Genomic DNA, 17,876 nt, shown 5'->3' with positions numbered 1-17,876 from the left:
TTTGCGTAAGACATCGCCTGCGTCAGGTCGAGGCCTTCAGGCGGCGAGCTGCAGCGGTTTTGGCGGGCTTTTCCGCACTGCGCTTCGTGCGCAGATGCTCCTGGAGAACGCGTTCCGACTCGCGCTGCCGGCCCCTGAGCAAGAGATCGTTGGCATCGTTCAGGTGGTCCGTCATCAGCTTCCGCGCCAGCTCCGCATCCCGCTGCTTAATCGCGTTGAAGATCGGCTTGTGAAATGCGAGGGTGTGTTCCAGTTCAACAAGCTGTGATGTCACCAGCATGACATTGAGCATGGCCCGATGGATGAGGTGAAACAGACGCTCGCTCAGGCGATTGCCCGACGCAATGAAGATGGCTCGATGAAACAGGAGATCGGAAGCGACCATTTGAAAGTGGTCGCCTTTGCTGTTTTCGAAGTCATCGAGAGATTGCTTGAGAAGCGCGATATCGGCCGAGTTGGCATGCTCGGCGGCACGTGCGGCCAACGCCGGCTCCATGATTAGCCGCATCTCCATCAGCTCTTGCCAGGAGATGTCGTCAAGCAGGAAAAGGAATTCCATCGGTACGGCCAATACGGAAGAAGCGTCGGGATTCAGGTAGCTGCCGTCGCCCACTTTCTGCTGAATGACGCCCATGATCTCCAGGACCTTCAGCGCCTGCCGAAGAGACGACCGGGCAACACCGAAGTGCTGCGCAAGCTCACGTTCCGAAGGTAGCTTCGATCCAGGGGAGAGCAATCCATCGCTCAGCATTTGCTGAAAACGAAGGATCAGAAGATGAGTGACATCTCCTTTGTCTTTGCCTCCGGGCGCCGCCAGAGACAATCTCGTTTTACCGCGTCCACGCATGACGTAATGGTGCACGAAGAATTCCAGCGCAGCAAGCATTCTTCTGCGAAGAGGGCGAAAGAGCTTGACAGTGGTTTTGTAATGGTACTACCTTTGGCGCATTCAAGTACCTCGCATAAAGGGGATGTAATGCAGCTCATCAAGCTCAGCCAGGTGGCTTTTGTATTGGCGGTGTCTGCCGGTGTTGTGAGTGCTCAGGGCACAGTTCCTGCGCCGTTACCGGCATCGAGTGAAAAGCCGGTTGCCATTTCTGTGGATCTGTCCAGACCGGTTGCGCCCAATAAGCCAATCTACAGCTGGTTTGGTTATGACGAGGGCAACTACACGACCATGCGCGATGGAAAGAAATTATTGCGGGAACTCCGGGACCTTAGCCCAGTGCCGGTCTACATCCGCGCGCATCATCTACTGACCTCCGGAAATGGAGTGCCGGAGCTGAAGTGGAGCTCGACCAACATCTACAGTGAAGACGCCAATGGCAAGCCCATCTATGACTTCAAGATCATCGACGGCATCTTCGACGAGTACAAGGCGGCTGGTGTGCGGCCGATGGTAGAACTCGGCTTTATGCCGAAGGATCTGGCGGCGCCGCTTCCGGACCGGAAAGAATACCAGGTCCACTATCCGAAGAGCGCCATCTCCGGAGCATCCAACAATCCACCGAAGGACTACAAGAAGTGGGGCGAGCTCGTGCGTGTGCTGACCGCACATCTGGTCGAACGCTACGGCCGCGAGACTGTCCTGCAGTGGTACTTCGAAGTATGGAACGAGCCCGATATCGACTATTGGCACGCCACTCCTGAGGATTACTGGAAGCTCTATGACTATGCGGTTGCGGGTCTTCGTGCGGCTTTGCCCGGCGCCCGGGTCGGTGGGCCAGCGACGACCAGTCCGCGTTCCGATAAAGCGCAGCGGTTTCTGCAGAACTTCCTCGAGCATGTGAACACGGGCAAGAGTGCAGCAACCGGTAGCGTAGTTCCTTTGGACTTCATCTCCTTTCACGTAAAGGGGCAGCCCACCATTACCAACGGGCACGTACAGATGGGGATCGATCGGGAGCTGAAGGACGCCGACCGCGGATTTGCGACCATTGCTTCGTTCGCCAAATTCAAGAACCTGCCAATCATTCTGAGTGAGGCGGATCCGGAGGGATGCGCGGCGTGCTCCAGTAAGGTTAACCCGGCGAACAACTATCGCAACGGAACGCTCTATCCCGCGTATACAGCGGCAGCGTATAAGGCGCTCTTCGAGTTGCAGGACAAGCACAAGGTCAACCTGATCTCGATGCTGAGCTGGTCGTTTGAGTTTGAAGGCCGCGAGTACTTTGAAGGCTTCCGTTCGCTCTCCTCGAATGGAGTGAACAAGCCCGTTCTCAATCTTTTCCGCATGCTTGCCTTGATGGGACCCACACGGGTGGCGACATCGAGCGACGGCAAGGTTCCTCTGGAGAGCCTGGTAGCGAATGGCGTGCGTGAAGCTGCTGATGTCGATGCAATGGCAACCACAGGAACACGTCGTGCGGATGTGCTGCTGTGGAACTATCATGATGCTGACGAGCCGGCTGCCGCGGCGCCGACCAGCGTTTCGGTCAAGGGGCTTCCGGTGACAGCGAAGCGCGTGTTGGTCAAACACTTCCGCATCGATGCCAATCACAGTAATGCATACACTGTGTGGAAGGCGATGGGATCGCCGCAGCACCCGACCTCGGAGCAGTATGCCGAGCTGGTGGATAAAGCGGGCCTGCAGCTTCTCGACTCCCCAGTTTGGATGGATGTGGTGGATGGGCAGATCAAGATCAGCACAGAGATGCCGCGTGAGTCCATCTCGCTGCTGCAGGTGACTTGGTAACAGCAAAGGGCGATGACGATGGCCACGACCATGCGAGGTGAGCGCAACCGTCTGCTGGAGACGCGCTGGTACTACGTCGTACTCGTGACGGCGGCCATCGCCATCAGCTACTTCGACCGGCAGACGATTTCGGTGGCGATCGCCGCGATCCAGCGGACGATCCCGATCTCCGAGCAGCAGTTCTCGTATTTGCAGACGGCGTTTCTACTGGCGTATGCGGCGATGTACGTCGCCGGCGGCCGGCTTCTGGATCGCATCGGCACGAGGCGTGGGTTCCTGCTGATTATGCTGTGGTGGTCATTGGCGTGTGCGCTTCATGGATTCGCGCGGAACTTCACCTGGTTACTGGGCATGCGGTTCCTGCTGGGTATGGGCGAGGGGGGAGCGTTTCCGGCTGCGACCCGCGTGGTTGCGGAGTGGATGCCGCGAGAGCAGCGTTCGACCGCGATGGGACTGATCAACGCCGGCACCGCATTTGGATCTGTCCTTGCGCCCCCATTGATTGGAGCTCTCATCCTCAATACCGGGTGGCGTTCTGTCTTCTTTGTTGCCGGGGCAATCGGCCTCGCGTGGACACTCTGGTGGGCGCTGAGTTACCGCAATAATCCTGCAACCCTGACCATGAGTACGCAGGATGCACGTCTGCTGGCGGAGAAGTTGTCACTGCGTGAGATTGTAGGGGTGCGCAGCGTCCAGATGCTGGTCTTCGCCAAGTTCATGAGTGATTCGGCATGGTTCTTCCTGCTCTTCTGGCTGCCGAAGTATCTCTATGACGCCCGTGGTTTCGATGTGAAGCACGTCAGCTATTACGCGTGGATTCCCTATGCTGCGTCAGGGGTGGGTAGTTTCCTGGGCGGCTATTTCTCCGCTCGGTTATTACAGCGCGGGCGGTCGCTTAATTTCTCACGCAAGCTGGTGCTTGGGATCAATGCGGCGACAATGCCTGTGGTGATGCTGGTGCCCTTTGTTCCGGTAAGCGCAGCGATCTTTCTTTTCAGCCTCGCCTTCTTCTCACAGCAATCATGGTCCGGATTGATCATGACCATCCCCGCGGATGTGTTTCCGCTTTCGGCGGTCGGAACTGTCTCCGGACTGGTCGGCTTCGGTGGATCGATGGGCGGAGCGATCTTCGGCATGATTGCCGGCCGTATGCTGCAACACGGCTTTAGCTATACCGCATTGTTTTTTCTTGTTGGTACCTTCCACATTATCGGCTTCCTGGCTCTGGCATGGCTGGGAGGCAGAATTCAACCACTTCGTTCAAAAGACATCCGGGAGATAGAGAGCCTCGCATGAAGATCACTGAAGTCCGTACACGTGTTGTGCAATGGGAAGGTGAGACGGTACCGTTGCCCCCGCATTTCTGCACCAACCCCATGGACCTCGTCAGCTTTCGGCGGGCATCGATGGGCAACTTCGCCTTTCATGGCTGGGTGCTGGTAGAGATCTTTACGGACAACGGGCTGGTTGGGCTTGGTAACGCGGCGCTATCTCCTTTGGTGACCAAAACTTTGATCGATACCTATCTGAGGCCCCTGTTGATCGGAGCTGATCCCTGGGATGTCGAGTTCCTGTGGCAGCAGATGTATCGGCGAACTTTGGCCTTTGGACGCAAAGGTGTTGCGCTGACAGCGATCTCGGCGGTCGATATCGCGCTCTGGGACCTTCTGGGCAAAGACGCAAAGCAACCGGTCTTCCGCCTGCTGGGCGGACGCACCAAAGACCGGATTCCCGTCTATGCCAGCCGCCTTTATGCGATGCCGATTCCTGAACTGCGTGCTGAAGCGCAGCGTTATAAGGATGAAGGCTACAAAGCGATGAAGCTTCGCTTTGGCTGGGGACCGCTGGATGGTGCTGAGGGCATGCAGAAGAACCTTGAGCTGGTCCGCACAGTGAGACAGGTCGTCGGCGACGGCGTCGATATTATGGCCGATGCCTATATGGGATGGACGTTGGATTATGCCAAGCGAATGCTGCCGCTGCTGGAGCCATTCCACCTGCGCTGGTTGGAAGAGGCTGTAATCCCCGATGACACCCGCGGATATAAGGAACTGAAGAGCTACGGCCGCATTCCGATTGCGGGCGGTGAGCACGAGTTCACCATCTTCGGTTTCCGCGAACTCCTGGAGAATAACGCTCTCGACTATATTCAGTTCGATACGAATCGCGTTGGCGGCATCAGCCAGGCACGGAAGATCTCGGCCCTCGCGGAGTCGTTCCAGGTTCCGGTCGTACCGCATGCAGGGCAGATGCATAACTATCATGTCGTAATGGCGAGCCTGAACTCGCCAATCGCCGAGTTCTTCCCCAAGGTCGATGTTGAGGTTGGGAACGAATTGTTCTGGTACATCTTCGATGGCGAACCGGTCCCGACGGATGGCTATATCAATCTGGATGAGAGTAAACCGGGACTTGGTCTTACGGTCAACGAAGATTCACTGCGGCAGTTTCACGTGATTGGATAAGCGATGGCTCTTCATCTGGTACAGCTCACAAACGGAGTTCAGCGTCGGGTCGCTCGTGTCGACGGCGACGGCCTGATGTGCCTCAGCAATATCTCATCGGTGTACGACCTGGCGCGCGATTGTGTTCGTGCACGACGTTCGCTTGCGGTGTATGTCGAAGCGCTGGAGGTGGATGCGACATTGAGGTATGAGCCGATCTACTGCGGTCAGTCGGAGTGGCGTCTGCTGCCGCCGGTGGATGTACCGGACATTCCGTCGCGCTGCATCGTCTCCGGAACCGGTCTCACGCACCTGGGTAGCGCCGCTTCACGCCAGGCCATGCATGCGGTGCAGGCTGAGGCCATGACAGACAGCATGCGCATGTTTCAGTGGGGTTTGCAGGAAGGGAATCCCGGAAAGGGAAAGGTCGGCATTGCTCCGGAGTGGTTCTACAAAGGAACCGGTACGCTGGTGCGGGCTCATCTTCAGCCGCTCGAGCTGCCGTTCTATGGCGAAGACGGTGGTGAAGAAGCCGAGGTCGCAGGCATCTACCTCATCGATGATGAGGGCATGCCGCAACGCCTTGGATTCACGGCGGGTAATGAATTCTCAGACCATGTTTTTGAGAAGAAGAACTACCTGAACCTTGCCGGCTCGAAGCTGCGGACATGCGCTCTGGGGCCGGAGTTGGTGGTAACCGACGATTTCAAACGGGTGCCAGGCAGGGTTTCGATTGAGAGAGAGGGGAAGGAACTCTGGTCAGCCGCGATTGACACGGGGGAAGAGGCGATGTGTCACAGCCTTCAGAATCTGGAACATCATCACTTCAAATTTGAGATCCATCGTATTCCGGGCGACCTGCATGTGCATTTTCTTGGCGCCGCCGCACTCAGCTTCAGCAACAACGTTAGTCTGGTAGACGGCGACTGGATGCAGGTTGCGTTTGAGGGGTTTGGGCGTCCATTGCGGAATCCACTGCGGGTGGCGCCGCCACAGCGCGATCGCCTGATTACCGTGCGTTCACTCGCCTAGAGGATTTTCCCTGTTGCCGGGTATCCCGGACGGGGCTTGCAGCGGCGTTTTCATTGCGGAAACGCCCATAGATGCGGAAGCCCTACACTACACCTACAGGGAAAATGCTCTAGCCGACACCGGGAGAATGACATGAAAAAGATTGCATTGCTGGGTTTGGGGACGATGGGCGCCGGTATGGGGAAGCGCCTGTTGCATGCGGAATTCTCACTGGCGGTTTATAACCGTACAGCTGCAAAAGCCGCGACCCTCCGGGACGCCGGCGCGGTTGTAGCCGCTTCACCGGCCGAAGCTGCCCGCGGGGCAGAGATTGTGATCTCCATGCTGGCTGACGACCAGGCATCGCGGATGGTCTGGATGGGTGACCAGGGTGCGCTGGCATCAGTCGGCACCGGCTCCATTCTGGTGGAGTGCGGTACGGTGACTCCGGACTGGGTGGAGGAGCTAGGTCATGCAGGGCAGGAGAAAGGGTGCGTCCTGTTGGACGCTCCTGTTACCGGAAGCAGATTGCAGGCGGCCGGAGGGGAGCTCACCTTCCTCGTAGGTGGGCCGAAGGCTCAGCTTGAGACAACTCGGCCGGTGTTGGAGGCGATGGGAAAGAAGGTCGTTCATGTGGGGCCCTTGGGCAGCGGAAGCCGCCTGAAGTTGATTAACAACTTCCTATGCGCGGCGCAGCTCGCCTCGCTCGCGGAGGCGGTTGGATGGATGGAGCGCGCGGGGCTGGATATGGATCTTGCCCTGGACGTACTGTGTACGGGCGCTCCCGGAAGTCCGTTGCTGAAGACCATGTCCCAACGCATGATGAAACGGGACTATCAGGTCAACTTTCTGCTCCGCCTTCTAGGGAAGGACATCGTATACGCGCAGAAGGACGCCCAGGCCGCCGGCATCCCTCTTCGTACGGCCGATAGCGCGCTGGATCTCCTGGAGAGAGCGAAAGAACTGGGCTATGGAGAACAGGATATGTCCTCCGTCGTGGAGCAGTTCCGCAGCGGAAAAGGTATAGCGTAGTCCGTTCCAAATCGTCAGATCAGGCCAACGGCTTTCTTAAGAGAGAGGTAAAACGCTTTTCCTGGAGCGGTGATTATCGATCTTCGGGAGGGGTATGATACCTTTTCGTGCGAATACACAAACGTTTGTCTAAAGGCATCAACCCAGCCCTCTTGTGAAACAATCCACTGAATTTCGGGGAAATACTGGCTGTTACGTTATGTAACGGCTTGGAACTTCCCGTGGGCAGGCCCCAGGGACGATAGTTCTCAGCCGTGCGGAGAATGAGGAGATTCAGCCTCGTCTCCCGCCGGTTTAAAAACTGGACTTCCGATAAGGCTACCCATGAAGCAGCTTTCGAGATGTACCGTCGCCCCTCTGGCTCTGCGAATACTCTTTCCTTTCCAACCTCAAGATGTGCGTAGCCTGCGGACGGCACTAGAGCATCTTCCCGCTTGTTGGGTTTTCCGGAAGAGGAGTGCAGCGGCGTTTTCATTACGGAAAACGCCCATAGATGCGAATGCTCTGGACGACACCTACAGGGAAAATGCTCTATCGCATTTTCCCTGTTACTGGGTTTTCCGGAAGAGGAGTGCAGCGGCGTTTTCATTACGGAAAACGCCCATAGATGCGAATGCTCTGGACGACACCTACAGGGAAAATGCTCTAGCGCCAGACGTCTGAGGCCTCGCTGTCTCATTTGAACCAGATACATCCCAGAGTTCACCTCTACGGAAAGATAGAAGGGGCGCCCAAACACCTCCTGATCTTCCGTCTGCGGATTCCTGCGCCTCCGCACGCTTTCACGGCGCCGGGATCAATCGCGATACAGCAGTAGCACGATCGAAGTTATTTTCTGGAGGAGCTTATGAAAAAGCCCATGCAGGTCTTTTGGCTTGCGGCGATGATTATGATTTTTGTGTCATCTCTGGCAGCGCAAACGTACTACGTTTCGCCGAATGGCAGTGACAGCAACAATGGAACGTCGACCGCTACCCCGTGGCAGTCGATCAGCAAGGTCAACAGCTTTGTCTTTCCGCAGGGAAGCACGGTCTCGTTCCAGGGAGGGCAGACCTTTACGGGATGTCTCGTCTTCAATACGACGAATGTGCCTGCGTCGTCAGCCTCGACGCCGTTTACCGTGAACTCCTATGGAACGGGCGTTGCGACGATCCAGTCCAACTGCTCCGGAACGACGGGAGCTGCCGTCACCATCGATAACGTGAGCGGTTTCTACTTCAACGGATTAAAGGTAGTGAATGGAAGCAGCACTATCTATGGAATCCTGCTGGAAAACCAGACATCGAATTCACCGACCCAGACGATTGTCATTGAAAACTCCGAGGTGACCGGATTTGCGCCGGTGAGCGGCAGTTCGAACGGCGGAGAGATCTGGATTCTTGGATATGCTCTGAACGGCAACAATGGTCCGCTGAACAACATCCAGATTCTGAACAATTCGTTACATGGCGCCACGGTGACTTCCGCCGATGGAGGTGGCATCAATGGATGGGGCTACGGAAAGAACATCACCAATGTTCTGGTTCAGGGAAACACGATCTACAACAACGGCATGCCGGCCTCGACCGTCTGGGCGGGGATCGATGCGGATGGCTGGAACGGCGGCCTGATCCAATACAACATTCTGCATGACATCGGCGCGAATGTGACCTCGTGCGGTGGAACCTCCGGTATTGAAGCCTATACCTCGAATAACATCACGATCCGCTACAACGAGGTCTACAACGTTCAGCCGTCGCCAGGCTTTACCAAAGGGTGTGATTGGGACGCGATCGACCTGGACGGGGGCACGACCAACTCTCTGGTCGAATACAACTACACGCATCACAATGCCGGCAGCGGGTTTCTCGCCTATACCTCCAAACCAAGCGGATACACGTGGGGGCCAAATATCTATCGCTACAACATCTCGGAGAACGACGACTGGGCTAGGGCTCAGGGCGCTCTCTTTGATGTCGTACCAGGACCGCCGGCAAACGCCCTCTCTATCTATGGCAATACATTCTTCAGCAACATCTCACAGAATACGAAGACGAGTTCCAGTGCCTGTTTCAACTTTGGAGATGGTGGTGGAACCTGGGCGAGCGGCTCGTTGATCGCAGACAACATCTGCTACCTGAATAACCATGATCAGTACGGCAGAAGTGGGAACTTTTATTACAACCCCTACGCCCAGAGTGGGATGACGCTGCAGAACAATCTGTATTACGCGGGAACAAGCCCCACCTGGCGTTGGGGGGGTACGTCTTACACTACTATCGCGGCGTGGTCGGCGACCGGCCTGGAAACGAGTCCGGTGTATGGTAATCCTCTGTTTAGCAACGGCGGTAACGGCGGGACCTGCAGTTGGTCTCCTCTGTTGGGCAATGGGCCGCAGCCGTGTCCTTCGGCGTATGCACTTCAATCCGGTTCTCCAGGATTGGGGGCGGGAGCTGCTATCACTGGTAATGGAGGCGTGGACTATTATCAAAGCGCGCTGACCAGTCCTCCGAGTATTGGTGCATACTCGGGTACAGGTGGAGGGAGCGGCGGCGGAAGCACGACACCTCCTGGAACACCAACGGGCCTGACTGCGACTCCGACCTCCGTCAGCACGGTAAGCCTGACATGGTCGCCATCTGCAAACGCCTGGAGCTATAACATCTATCGCAGCCTGACGAGTGGATTTACTCCGTCCCCGTCGAATCTCGTCGCGCAGGGAATTGCTGGCTCTCCCTATACAGATACCGGCCTGACGCATGCTACAACCTACTACTACCTCGTGCAGGCGGTGAATGGCGCCGGTACTTCAAGCCCATCGAACGAGGCATTTGCGGCGACCTTCAGCCAGCAGCAACTGCAGTATTATGTCTCTCCGAATGGGAACGACAGCAACGACGGCACAACGCCTTCAACCCCATGGCAGACGATTGCCAAGGTGAATAGCTTTACCTATCCGGAAGGAAGCACGGTTTCCTTCGAGGGAGGCCAGACCTTCGTTGGATGCCTGGTCTTCACCAGAACCATCGTGCCGACTTCATCGGTGCAAAATCCCTTTACCGTGACCTCCTATGGTGGAGGAGTGGCTACTATTCAGTCTTCGTCCAGTTGTTCCGGGAAGAATACCGCCGCGATCATCGGGGACAACATTAATGGATTCACCGTGGACGGTTTGGAGGTCGTGAATGGAGCGACCACGAACTGGGGCATTCTGTTGCAAAACAGTTCCGTCAGTTGGGCAACCCAGGGAATGACTGTCAAGAACTCTGAGGTAATGGGATTTGCAACAACCGGCGGGCAGAGCGGAGGAGAGATCTGGATCCTTGGCTATGCTCTGAATGGGAACAATGGTCCTCTCAACAACATCCAGATTCTGAACAATACGCTCCACGGAACCGATCCGACTTCTACCGACGGAGCCGGAGTGGCCGGGTGGGGATATGGGCGGAATATCACGAATGTTCTGATGCAGGGCAACACCGTTTATAACCTGGGAAGCCCAGCCCCTTACGCCGGCTTGAACGCGAATGGCATGAATGGTGCAATCATCCAATACAACCTCATCCATGACATCGGGGCAAACGTCACCACATGCGGTGGAACGAGTGGCATTGAGACCTATAACGCGAACAACATCTTCGTCCAGTACAACGAGGTCTACAACGTACAGCCGTTGCCTGCATTCACAACCGGATGCGATTGGGACGGCATCGATCTTGATGGGGGCACAACCAATTCAACCGTTCAATACAACTACACCCATCACAATGGCGGCGCGGGAATACTGGGCTATGACGGCAATCCCAGTGGCACCACGTGGGGACCAAACACATTCCGCTACAACATCTCTGAGAACGATGACCTGGTGAGGGGGATCGGAGGGCTCTTTGGCCTGACACCGAATCCTGCACCGAATCCGGTTTATGTCTACGGCAATACCTTCCTCAGCAATATCGCGCAATCGTCTATCTCGACAGATCCAAGTGCGTGCTTCTACCTCGCGATGTGGAATGGCTCGGGCACATTTGCATCGGGGTCGATGATCGAGAACAACATCTGCTATATGGCGAATCCAAACTCCGCCAATAATGTGGAGTTTGTCCGTGACGTGAATTCGATCAGCGGGCTAACCTTCAGCAACAATCTCTACTACACTCCCAACAACCCACAGTGGATATGGAATGGAACAACCTATACCACCGCATCTTCGTGGGCCTCTTCCGGCAGCGAATCAAGTCCCGTGTATGGGGACCCTTTGCTTAGCAGTGCTGGCAATGGCGGCACCTGCATCTGGACGGCATCATTGGCAAACGGTCCGCAACCATGCCCCGCAGGATATGCCTTGCAGCCGGGATCTCCAGCAGCGGGAGCAGGCATGGCTGTCTCTAATAGTGGCGGGGTGGATTATTATCAAAATCCGCTTACGACACTTCTCAGCATTGGCGCCTATTCGGGAAGCGGTAATTGCCGAACCGGACTCTGGTGCCTGCAGGCTACGTTACCGTCCAGCCCTAACTGGACCTCTACGCATCAGCAGATGCCGGTGGCGGCCAATCAAACCTATGTCGCCAGTGTGTGGATCAAAGGATCGGGTTCGGTGGAACTGGATGCGATGTACAACTCCACTAACCTGGCTACTGTAAAGTGCACGGCGACTTCCATATGGACGCAATGCTCAACCCCGGCCTTCAGCACGGGAAGCTACACAGGCTTGAGGTTCCAACTCAAGAATTCCTATTCGGGAGCCGGCACGCTTGTCGTCGATGATTGCTTCATGGGCGTTGCGGGCGGAACCAACGTCTTGTCAAATCCTGGATTTGAAAGCGGTCAGACAGCATGGGGCATTGACGCCGGTGGAGCATCAACCTGGGTGATTGCGCAGTTCTAACTGGTAAATGCGATAGCCACAAGGTCCTGCCGGTAGCGGCAGGACCTTTTTTATCGGATGCTTTCAAAGAACCCAATCCGAATCTATTCCAGATGAGCCGTCTGCAGTGTCCAATTGATGGCGGAGACGCTGCTCTCAAATGAGAGCCTGCGAACGATCTCCTCAGCAACGTCTGTATGCCGTCCTGTTGTAAGGAATACAGCTTTGATCTGCATGGAAGTTTCCGGCTCGGTGTCCTCGCTGTGCAATGACTGCAGAATCGCCGTGGTTTGTGCGATGGTCCCCAGCAGCAGTGCGCGCAGGTGTGCCTCATCCTGGGGACGGCAATTGAGGGATATCTCGTAGGTCGCTTCGGTGGATGCGGAGGAGGTCAGGACTGGATGTAAAAGATGGGCGAGCGGCCGAAGCAGGATGTTGGTGAGTACGACGGTGATCGTCAGAAGCAATGCGAGAATCGGGGCGCCGAAACCTGAAAGGACGCCGATGGCCGCGCAACACCAGATCGTAGCCGCCGTATTCAGGCCACGGACGTTGGCGCCGTCTTTAAAGATGACCCCTGCTCCGAGGAAACCTACGCCGGACACGACATAGGAGGCGATCCGGCCCGCGGCGGACGGATCTCCGGGGATCAGCAATGCCGACATGACGAATGCTGATGCTCCTCCAGCTACAAGGGCGTTGGTGCGTGTACCCGCCATTCGGTGGCGCCATTGCCGCTCAAGTCCAACAATCGCTCCAAGCAAAAACGCAAGGAGCAGTCGAAAGGTGAATTGCAGCGTGAGCTGCCAGCTTATGGTGTGCATCGTGCCGTATCAGAAGAGAAATTTGACATCTGCCGCCACCAGTGTCCGATTCTTTCTTTACGGGATTCTGAAAATCTTCTCATCCGCCGTACATTTTGCATCCCGGCATTTTCTACTGGAGCGCGAGCAGAGCAGAAAGCTCTGTACCAGAATCTGGCTGGGAAAGAGAATTTGTAATTGCTTCGGGCGCCAGGGGATGAGAGAAGAAATATCCCTGTGCAAATTCGCATCCAAGAGACCGTATCTTGTCGACCTGTTCCTGGGTCTCGATCCCTTCTGCGACCAGCTCCATCCCTAATTGGTGACCAAGAGTAATGATCAGCTCAACGATCCTCTCTGGATTGCGGGGGGAGTCCACTGACGAGATGAATGACCGGTCGATCTTCAATGTATCCAACGGAAAGTGATGAAGATAGCTTAGCGAGGAAAAGCCTGTCCCGAAGTCGTCGCAGCTAAGCCCGACACCGATCTCCTTCAGCTTTTTGAGGGTGATCTCGGCCTGAGCCGCGTTGGTCATCGTGAGGCTTTCCGTGATTTCAATAGTCATGAACTCCGGCGCAAGACGAGTCTCTTCCAGCATGGAGGCAATAGAGTTCAAAAGATCCGGGTCCGCAAACTGCTTTGCTGAGACGTTGACCGAAACCTTGAAACGAGTATTGAAACGTCGGTTCCACTCTTCGATCTGTGCGCAGGCCTGGCGCATTACCCAGGCTCCCAGCGGAATAATCAGTCCCATCTCTTCGGCGGCAGAGATAAAGTGCCCTGGAGCGACGATGCCGATTCCCGGGCGGTCCCATCGCAGGAGAGCTTCAAATCCGTGCACGGTTTCTGTATCGAGTGAGACAATCGGCTGATAATGGACGCGGAACTGTTGGCGCTCGAAGGCGCTTCGCAGGTCACTCTCCAACTTACGGCGATTGACACTTCTGTTATGAAGCTCCGGATCGCAGAGTCGATGTTTTCCTGGGCCTTCCAGCTTCGCTTCATACATCGCGGTATCGGCATCTGTCAGCACATCCTTGGCGTTATCCATGCCGACTGCGCTGAGGGATGAGCCAATGCTGGCCGTCACCATGACTTCTTCATCCCCAATGAAGACAGGGAGCGAGAGTTCAGCAACAATCGATTCAGCGAGGAGTTCGACGTCTGCGATGGTGTCGACGGGATTCAAAAGGATCACGAATTCATCTCCGCCGATTCTGGCAACTACATCTGAGTTCAGGCTGGCTGCTGTGCCTTCGTTGAGTGCTCTATGGCGCGCGGCGCAGTAGAGAAGTCGCTTTGCAATCTCCTTAATAAGTTCGTCCGCGGCGATATGCCCGATGGTGTCATTGATGGTCTTGAATCTATCGATATCAATAAAAAGAACGGCGAACTTCGTCTCCCCATCCCTGTTTTCCGGGGCAACGGTTCTGGAGAGGTGCTCGACAAAGTAGCGGCGGTTGGCGACGTGCGTCAGCGAGTCATGGTGCGCTTCATAAAGCAGTTTGGCCTCTGCCTGTTTTCGCTCGGTGATCTCTTTCTGCAGGGCGGCCGTCCGCTCCAGGACTTTGCTCTCGAGCACCCCGTTTGCGTTGTGCAGGGCAAAGTCTCTTTCCTCGATCTTCTCTAGCATCTGGTTGAAGGACTGGATCAGGCTTCCAACTTCGTCGGAACCTCCAGTCTGGGCGCGCAGAGAGTAGTCCTTGCTGTCGGCGACCTGAGTCACAAGCCGAGCCAGGTGTGCAATCGGCTCACCAATTGCGGAGACCAGCAATGCGGAGATCAGGTAGGTAATACAAATGGAAATGATAAGGACCAGAGAGGCGATGAGGAGATAGCGGCGAAGCTTGACGTGGAATCCATCGAGCGTAGAGATAATGAGAATTGAGCCCGTTTTTTCGCCATCCAGATAAACTGGCCGTGCGAACAGCAGACGGCCGTCGGCGAATGATGCACCTCCCTTGCGTGGAGGTATGGGTGCCGGTCCGGCGTGCTCCATGTCCCTATCGTAACGGGCAAAAAGGGCGCCATCGATGTCATAGAGATATGCGCCGCTAATGTCCGAATCCTGAGCAAGCGCGTGAAGGATCTGCTCGGCCGTATGAGAGTCATTGAACGCAAGCGATGCCGCCGCATTCGAACCGACCGTGCCTGCAAGTGTTTTGAGTTCCGCTTCGGCTGTGGCCCGGAACTGTGCCCGTTCATAGACAGAGAAGCCGATCAATGCCAGTGTCAGCGCGAGCAGTGTAGAGCCAATCACGAGCAGCCGCAGCTTCTGCCGGATAGGGATGTCGCGGATTTGGAGTTTGAGTTTCATCGTCTGTGAGCCCGTCCGAGCTATTCACCGCGCACTATATCTATCGAGTGGAAACCGCCCTTGCGAGAGATAGCAACATCGAACTGACATTCAGATTGGATTTTGTGATGGCTCCAAGATTGACGTCGAAACGCAAACGGTCATTTTCTCGCCGGAAGGCGATCATGCCCCCGTACTGAGTAAAGGATTCGTCGTCTCCGACGGTAAGAATCGGCAAGTTGCCGAGATCGTTGACCATGGCGCTCATCTCTCCGCGCTGCAGTGCTGGAATAAAAACCATCTGACAACTGTGAGCCTCGGCCGCTCGCTGTACATGGGCTACTTTGATGGAGTGTCCCTGAACCTTCTTCGAGCCGATCGTTTTTTCCAGGGAGCCGTCAAACGGATCTCCGTTTACCGTGCAGATCACGAACGACTCATCGCCGGAAGGGAAGGCGGATGCCGGCCATGTGGTGAGCTGGGCAAAGTGAAAGAGAAAGGCAGCCTTGAGCTGGTATTCGTCATACCCCGGAGCGTCGACGGTAACCGCCCTGAGAGGGGTAAGGGAAAGCCATCCCAGGACGCCGATCCAAATCGACATGCGCTGCCAGACGCGCCAAACCGCGAGCGGCCGTCGCAAATCGAAATGGAGCCCAAAGCGAAACATTACCGCCCACCACCGTGCCAGATGAGCTTTACCCGAAAGCTTCTTCCGTCCTGCCGCAGTGCATCCTGACGGTGCTGTTCTGCTCCGGGATCGTAGAAGGTCTTGTCGAGCGCGTTATAGAGACTGGCGGAGAGATCCAGACGACCAAAGATGTCCCGGCCCAGCAGGGTGAAGTTCAAGGTCGTATAGGGGCTGACCGTGTTTTGAGCCAGGGTAGCTCGCCTGCCGATATATTGGGCATCGATTGTGGCAAAGACCTTCTTTGTTCGTAGCGGAATACTGGCGTTCAATTTTCCAAGATGCTTTGGCGAGTTGATCTTTCCCTCTCCATCATCGCCTAGCTGCTGGAACGTATTGCTATAGCCCAGGATGGCTGTAGCGCCGTTGAGCCATTTTTTCTGAAAAGTAGTTTCTAGGCCGGCGGTGTCCATCTTGCCTTCGTTCTCAAATCCAAGCGTGCTTGCCTCATTGGTTACGATGAAGTTCCGCATCCGATTGGCATAAAGAGCGGTGGATAGAAAAAAGCCCCTCGAGAATTCCCGGTCCCAGTTGCCTTCCCATGCGAGGTTGCGTTCCGCCCGCAGAGTAGACGATGTATAGGCTGGATAGTAGTACAGCTCATACGCATTCGGGGAACGGAAAGACTGTCCAAAGACCAACTTAAAGTGGTCGCGGTCTCCTTGTGAGAAACGGAAGGCCAGGCGAGGGCTGGTCATCCAGCCGACACGAGGGTTGTAGTCGACACGAATGCTCGGAGCGAGCAGGAAGGATCCACGAAGGGGGATCTCGCTCTCGATATAAGGCGCGGCGACGAAGGTGGGATGATCGTACTTCAGGTAGCTGGCGAACGGCGAGACATCGTAGTTGGTGACTTCCTGGCGAAAGTCATTCCGGTATTCAAAACCTGAGACGAAACGATATCTGTCCCGCAATCGGGTGGTGGATTGCAGTTCCATACCGAAACTCTCGCCGCGGCCAAAGTCTTTATTGAGAACGCGTCCGTTATCCCCCTGCCGCACAAACTTGCCGTCGTACATGTAACGATCGAAGTAAGTGCGGACAAGCAGCGAAGAACTATTGCCGATGGAGCGTTCGTAGCGAAGATCCAGATATCCATGTGCGTCAGCTTCACGGTTGCGACGATCATTGAAGACATCGCCAAAGGCTCCGGTCGGATCTCCCTTCTCCCGGGCATTATAAGCAGCTTGGAAGCGCAAGCCTCGTCTGCTTAAAGTTGCGAGCAGGTCGATGAACTGGTCATCATCCGCGTGGCTGGCCATGCCGTTGTTGGTGGATGGATCATCATATTCGGGATAGTAGAGTCGCTTAGGCCCCTGGCTCCCATAGAAGGTGCCAGAGAGCAGCGTTTGTATCCCGGCGATCTCGCGGCCGTAACTCAGCCGGCCGCGGTATGTGTTGAACGATCCGGCGTCCGAAGCAGCTTCAACCCCATTCAGATCGCGGGCCTTGCGGGTAATGACATTGATTACCCCAAAGACAGCGTTAGTGCCATAGAGAGAGGACGCGGGGCCACGCGTGATTTCGACATGATCTATAAGATCCACGTCGATGGTGAATTCGGTGCCGACCATCGCCTGCTCAAAGATCGTGTCGTTCAGGCGGTGTCCGTCGACCATCAGCAGAATGCGTGTGTTGTAGTCTCCGGGGTTGGAGAAGCCGCGGACACCGACATAGCTGTATTGGCGGTCATAGGTGATGTAGAACCCCTGCACTCCTCGAAGAATGTCTGCGAGTGTGCGGTATCCAGACCGTTGGATCTGTTCGCGGGTAACGACGGTTACGGACGCGGGCGCCTCCATGGAGGACTGCGAAAACCGGGAAGCAGTCGAGATTGGCGTATTCAACAGATCGGGAAGAGAGAGCTCCGTGATATCTGCCGGTCTCTGTTGTGCCGGAAGAGGCACAATCGCTGCCCAAAACGCCGTCGCGGCCAGATAGCGGACGAGGCGTGGGGAATGACTGAATCCGGGGGAGAGATTTGCCTCTATTGGGGATTTCCGGGAAGCGCTAGAGCGTCTCAACCATGTTTTTTGGTAAATCTTTCCCCCGAACGACACG

Annotated in this window: 11 protein-coding genes; 6 read left to right on the top strand and 5 right to left on the bottom strand. The window is 55.9% G+C overall.

Features of this window, described 5'->3' with window-relative positions; genetic code table 11:
* Positions 1–22 precede the first annotated feature (22 nt).
* Complete coding sequence (locus tag OHL21_RS20540; RefSeq protein ID WP_263419176.1) at positions 23–886, bottom strand: FadR/GntR family transcriptional regulator; 864 nt, start codon at positions 884–886, stop codon at positions 23–25.
* A gap of 90 nt (positions 887–976) precedes the next feature.
* Between OHL21_RS20540 and OHL21_RS20535 the strand changes: the two genes are divergently transcribed.
* From OHL21_RS20535 to OHL21_RS20510, 6 genes are all read left to right on the top strand, one after another.
* Positions 977–2,695, top strand: coding sequence for a GH39 family glycosyl hydrolase (locus OHL21_RS20535; protein ID WP_263419175.1), 1,719 nt, complete (start codon positions 977–979; stop codon positions 2,693–2,695).
* A 12-nt stretch (positions 2,696–2,707) separates the two neighbouring features.
* A complete protein-coding gene (locus tag OHL21_RS20530) occupies positions 2,708–3,991 on the top strand; it encodes an MFS transporter (RefSeq protein WP_263419174.1) in 1,284 nt (427 codons plus the stop codon).
* Positions 3,988–5,160 carry an L-rhamnonate dehydratase gene (locus OHL21_RS20525; RefSeq protein ID WP_263419173.1) on the top strand — a complete coding sequence of 391 codons (1,173 nt, stop codon included), beginning with the start codon at positions 3,988–3,990 and terminating at the stop codon, positions 5,158–5,160. The genes OHL21_RS20530 and OHL21_RS20525 overlap by 4 nt, the downstream gene beginning before the upstream one ends.
* A gap of 3 nt (positions 5,161–5,163) precedes the next feature.
* Positions 5,164–6,171, top strand: a complete 1,008-nt coding sequence (gene araD1, locus OHL21_RS20520; protein ID WP_263419172.1) for an AraD1 family protein — start codon at positions 5,164–5,166, stop codon at positions 6,169–6,171.
* Between the two features lie 132 nt (positions 6,172–6,303).
* Positions 6,304–7,182: an NAD(P)-dependent oxidoreductase gene (locus OHL21_RS20515; protein WP_263419171.1), complete on the top strand. Its 879-nt coding sequence runs from the start codon at positions 6,304–6,306 to the stop codon at positions 7,180–7,182.
* Between the two features lie 847 nt (positions 7,183–8,029).
* Positions 8,030–12,049, top strand: coding sequence for a right-handed parallel beta-helix repeat-containing protein (locus OHL21_RS20510; RefSeq protein ID WP_263419170.1), 4,020 nt, complete (start codon positions 8,030–8,032; stop codon positions 12,047–12,049).
* Positions 12,050–12,132: 83 nt separating this feature from the next.
* On the opposite strand, the gene OHL21_RS20505 is transcribed toward OHL21_RS20510, so the two are convergent.
* From OHL21_RS20505 to OHL21_RS20490, 4 genes are all read right to left on the bottom strand, one after another.
* A complete protein-coding gene (locus tag OHL21_RS20505; RefSeq protein ID WP_263419169.1) occupies positions 12,133–12,852 on the bottom strand; it encodes an MgtC/SapB family protein in 720 nt (239 codons plus the stop codon).
* A 112-nt stretch (positions 12,853–12,964) separates the two neighbouring features.
* Complete coding sequence (locus OHL21_RS20500) at positions 12,965–15,151, bottom strand: putative bifunctional diguanylate cyclase/phosphodiesterase (RefSeq protein WP_263419168.1); 2,187 nt, start codon at positions 15,149–15,151, stop codon at positions 12,965–12,967.
* A gap of 40 nt (positions 15,152–15,191) precedes the next feature.
* Positions 15,192–15,731 (bottom strand): YfiR family protein, encoded by a 540-nt coding sequence (locus tag OHL21_RS20495; RefSeq protein WP_263419167.1) that lies wholly within the window; start codon positions 15,729–15,731, stop codon positions 15,192–15,194.
* Positions 15,732–15,796: 65 nt separating this feature from the next.
* Positions 15,797–17,722, bottom strand: coding sequence for a TonB-dependent receptor plug domain-containing protein (locus OHL21_RS20490; protein WP_263419166.1), 1,926 nt, complete (start codon positions 17,720–17,722; stop codon positions 15,797–15,799).
* Positions 17,723–17,876: the final 154 nt, after the last annotated feature.

It is taken from the genome of Terriglobus albidus (assembly GCF_025685425.1).
GTDB classification, from domain to species: domain Bacteria; phylum Acidobacteriota; class Terriglobia; order Terriglobales; family Acidobacteriaceae; genus Terriglobus; species Terriglobus albidus.
This window is presented reverse-complemented; position numbering and strand designations above follow the sequence as displayed.

What these genes read in the sequence shown, in the direction of transcription:
- OHL21_RS20515 (WP_263419171.1), top strand. Translation starts at nt 6,304, where the DNA reads ATGAAAAAGATTGCATTGCTGGGTTTGGGGACGATGGGCGCCGGTATG.
- OHL21_RS20530 (WP_263419174.1), top strand. Translation starts at nt 2,708, where the DNA reads ATGACGATGGCCACGACCATGCGAGGTGAGCGCAACCGTCTGCTGGAG.
- OHL21_RS20510 (WP_263419170.1), top strand. Translation starts at nt 8,030, where the DNA reads ATGAAAAAGCCCATGCAGGTCTTTTGGCTTGCGGCGATGATTATGATT.
- OHL21_RS20535 (WP_263419175.1), top strand. Translation starts at nt 977, where the DNA reads ATGCAGCTCATCAAGCTCAGCCAGGTGGCTTTTGTATTGGCGGTGTCT.
- OHL21_RS20505 (WP_263419169.1), bottom strand. Translation starts at nt 12,852, where the DNA reads ATGCACACCATAAGCTGGCAGCTCACGCTGCAATTCACCTTTCGACTG.
- OHL21_RS20495 (WP_263419167.1), bottom strand. Translation starts at nt 15,731, where the DNA reads ATGTCGATTTGGATCGGCGTCCTGGGATGGCTTTCCCTTACCCCTCTC.
- OHL21_RS20540 (WP_263419176.1), bottom strand. Translation starts at nt 886, where the DNA reads ATGCTTGCTGCGCTGGAATTCTTCGTGCACCATTACGTCATGCGTGGA.
- OHL21_RS20500 (WP_263419168.1), bottom strand. Translation starts at nt 15,151, where the DNA reads ATGAAACTCAAACTCCAAATCCGCGACATCCCTATCCGGCAGAAGCTG.
- araD1 (WP_263419172.1), top strand. Translation starts at nt 5,164, where the DNA reads ATGGCTCTTCATCTGGTACAGCTCACAAACGGAGTTCAGCGTCGGGTC.
- OHL21_RS20525 (WP_263419173.1), top strand. Translation starts at nt 3,988, where the DNA reads ATGAAGATCACTGAAGTCCGTACACGTGTTGTGCAATGGGAAGGTGAG.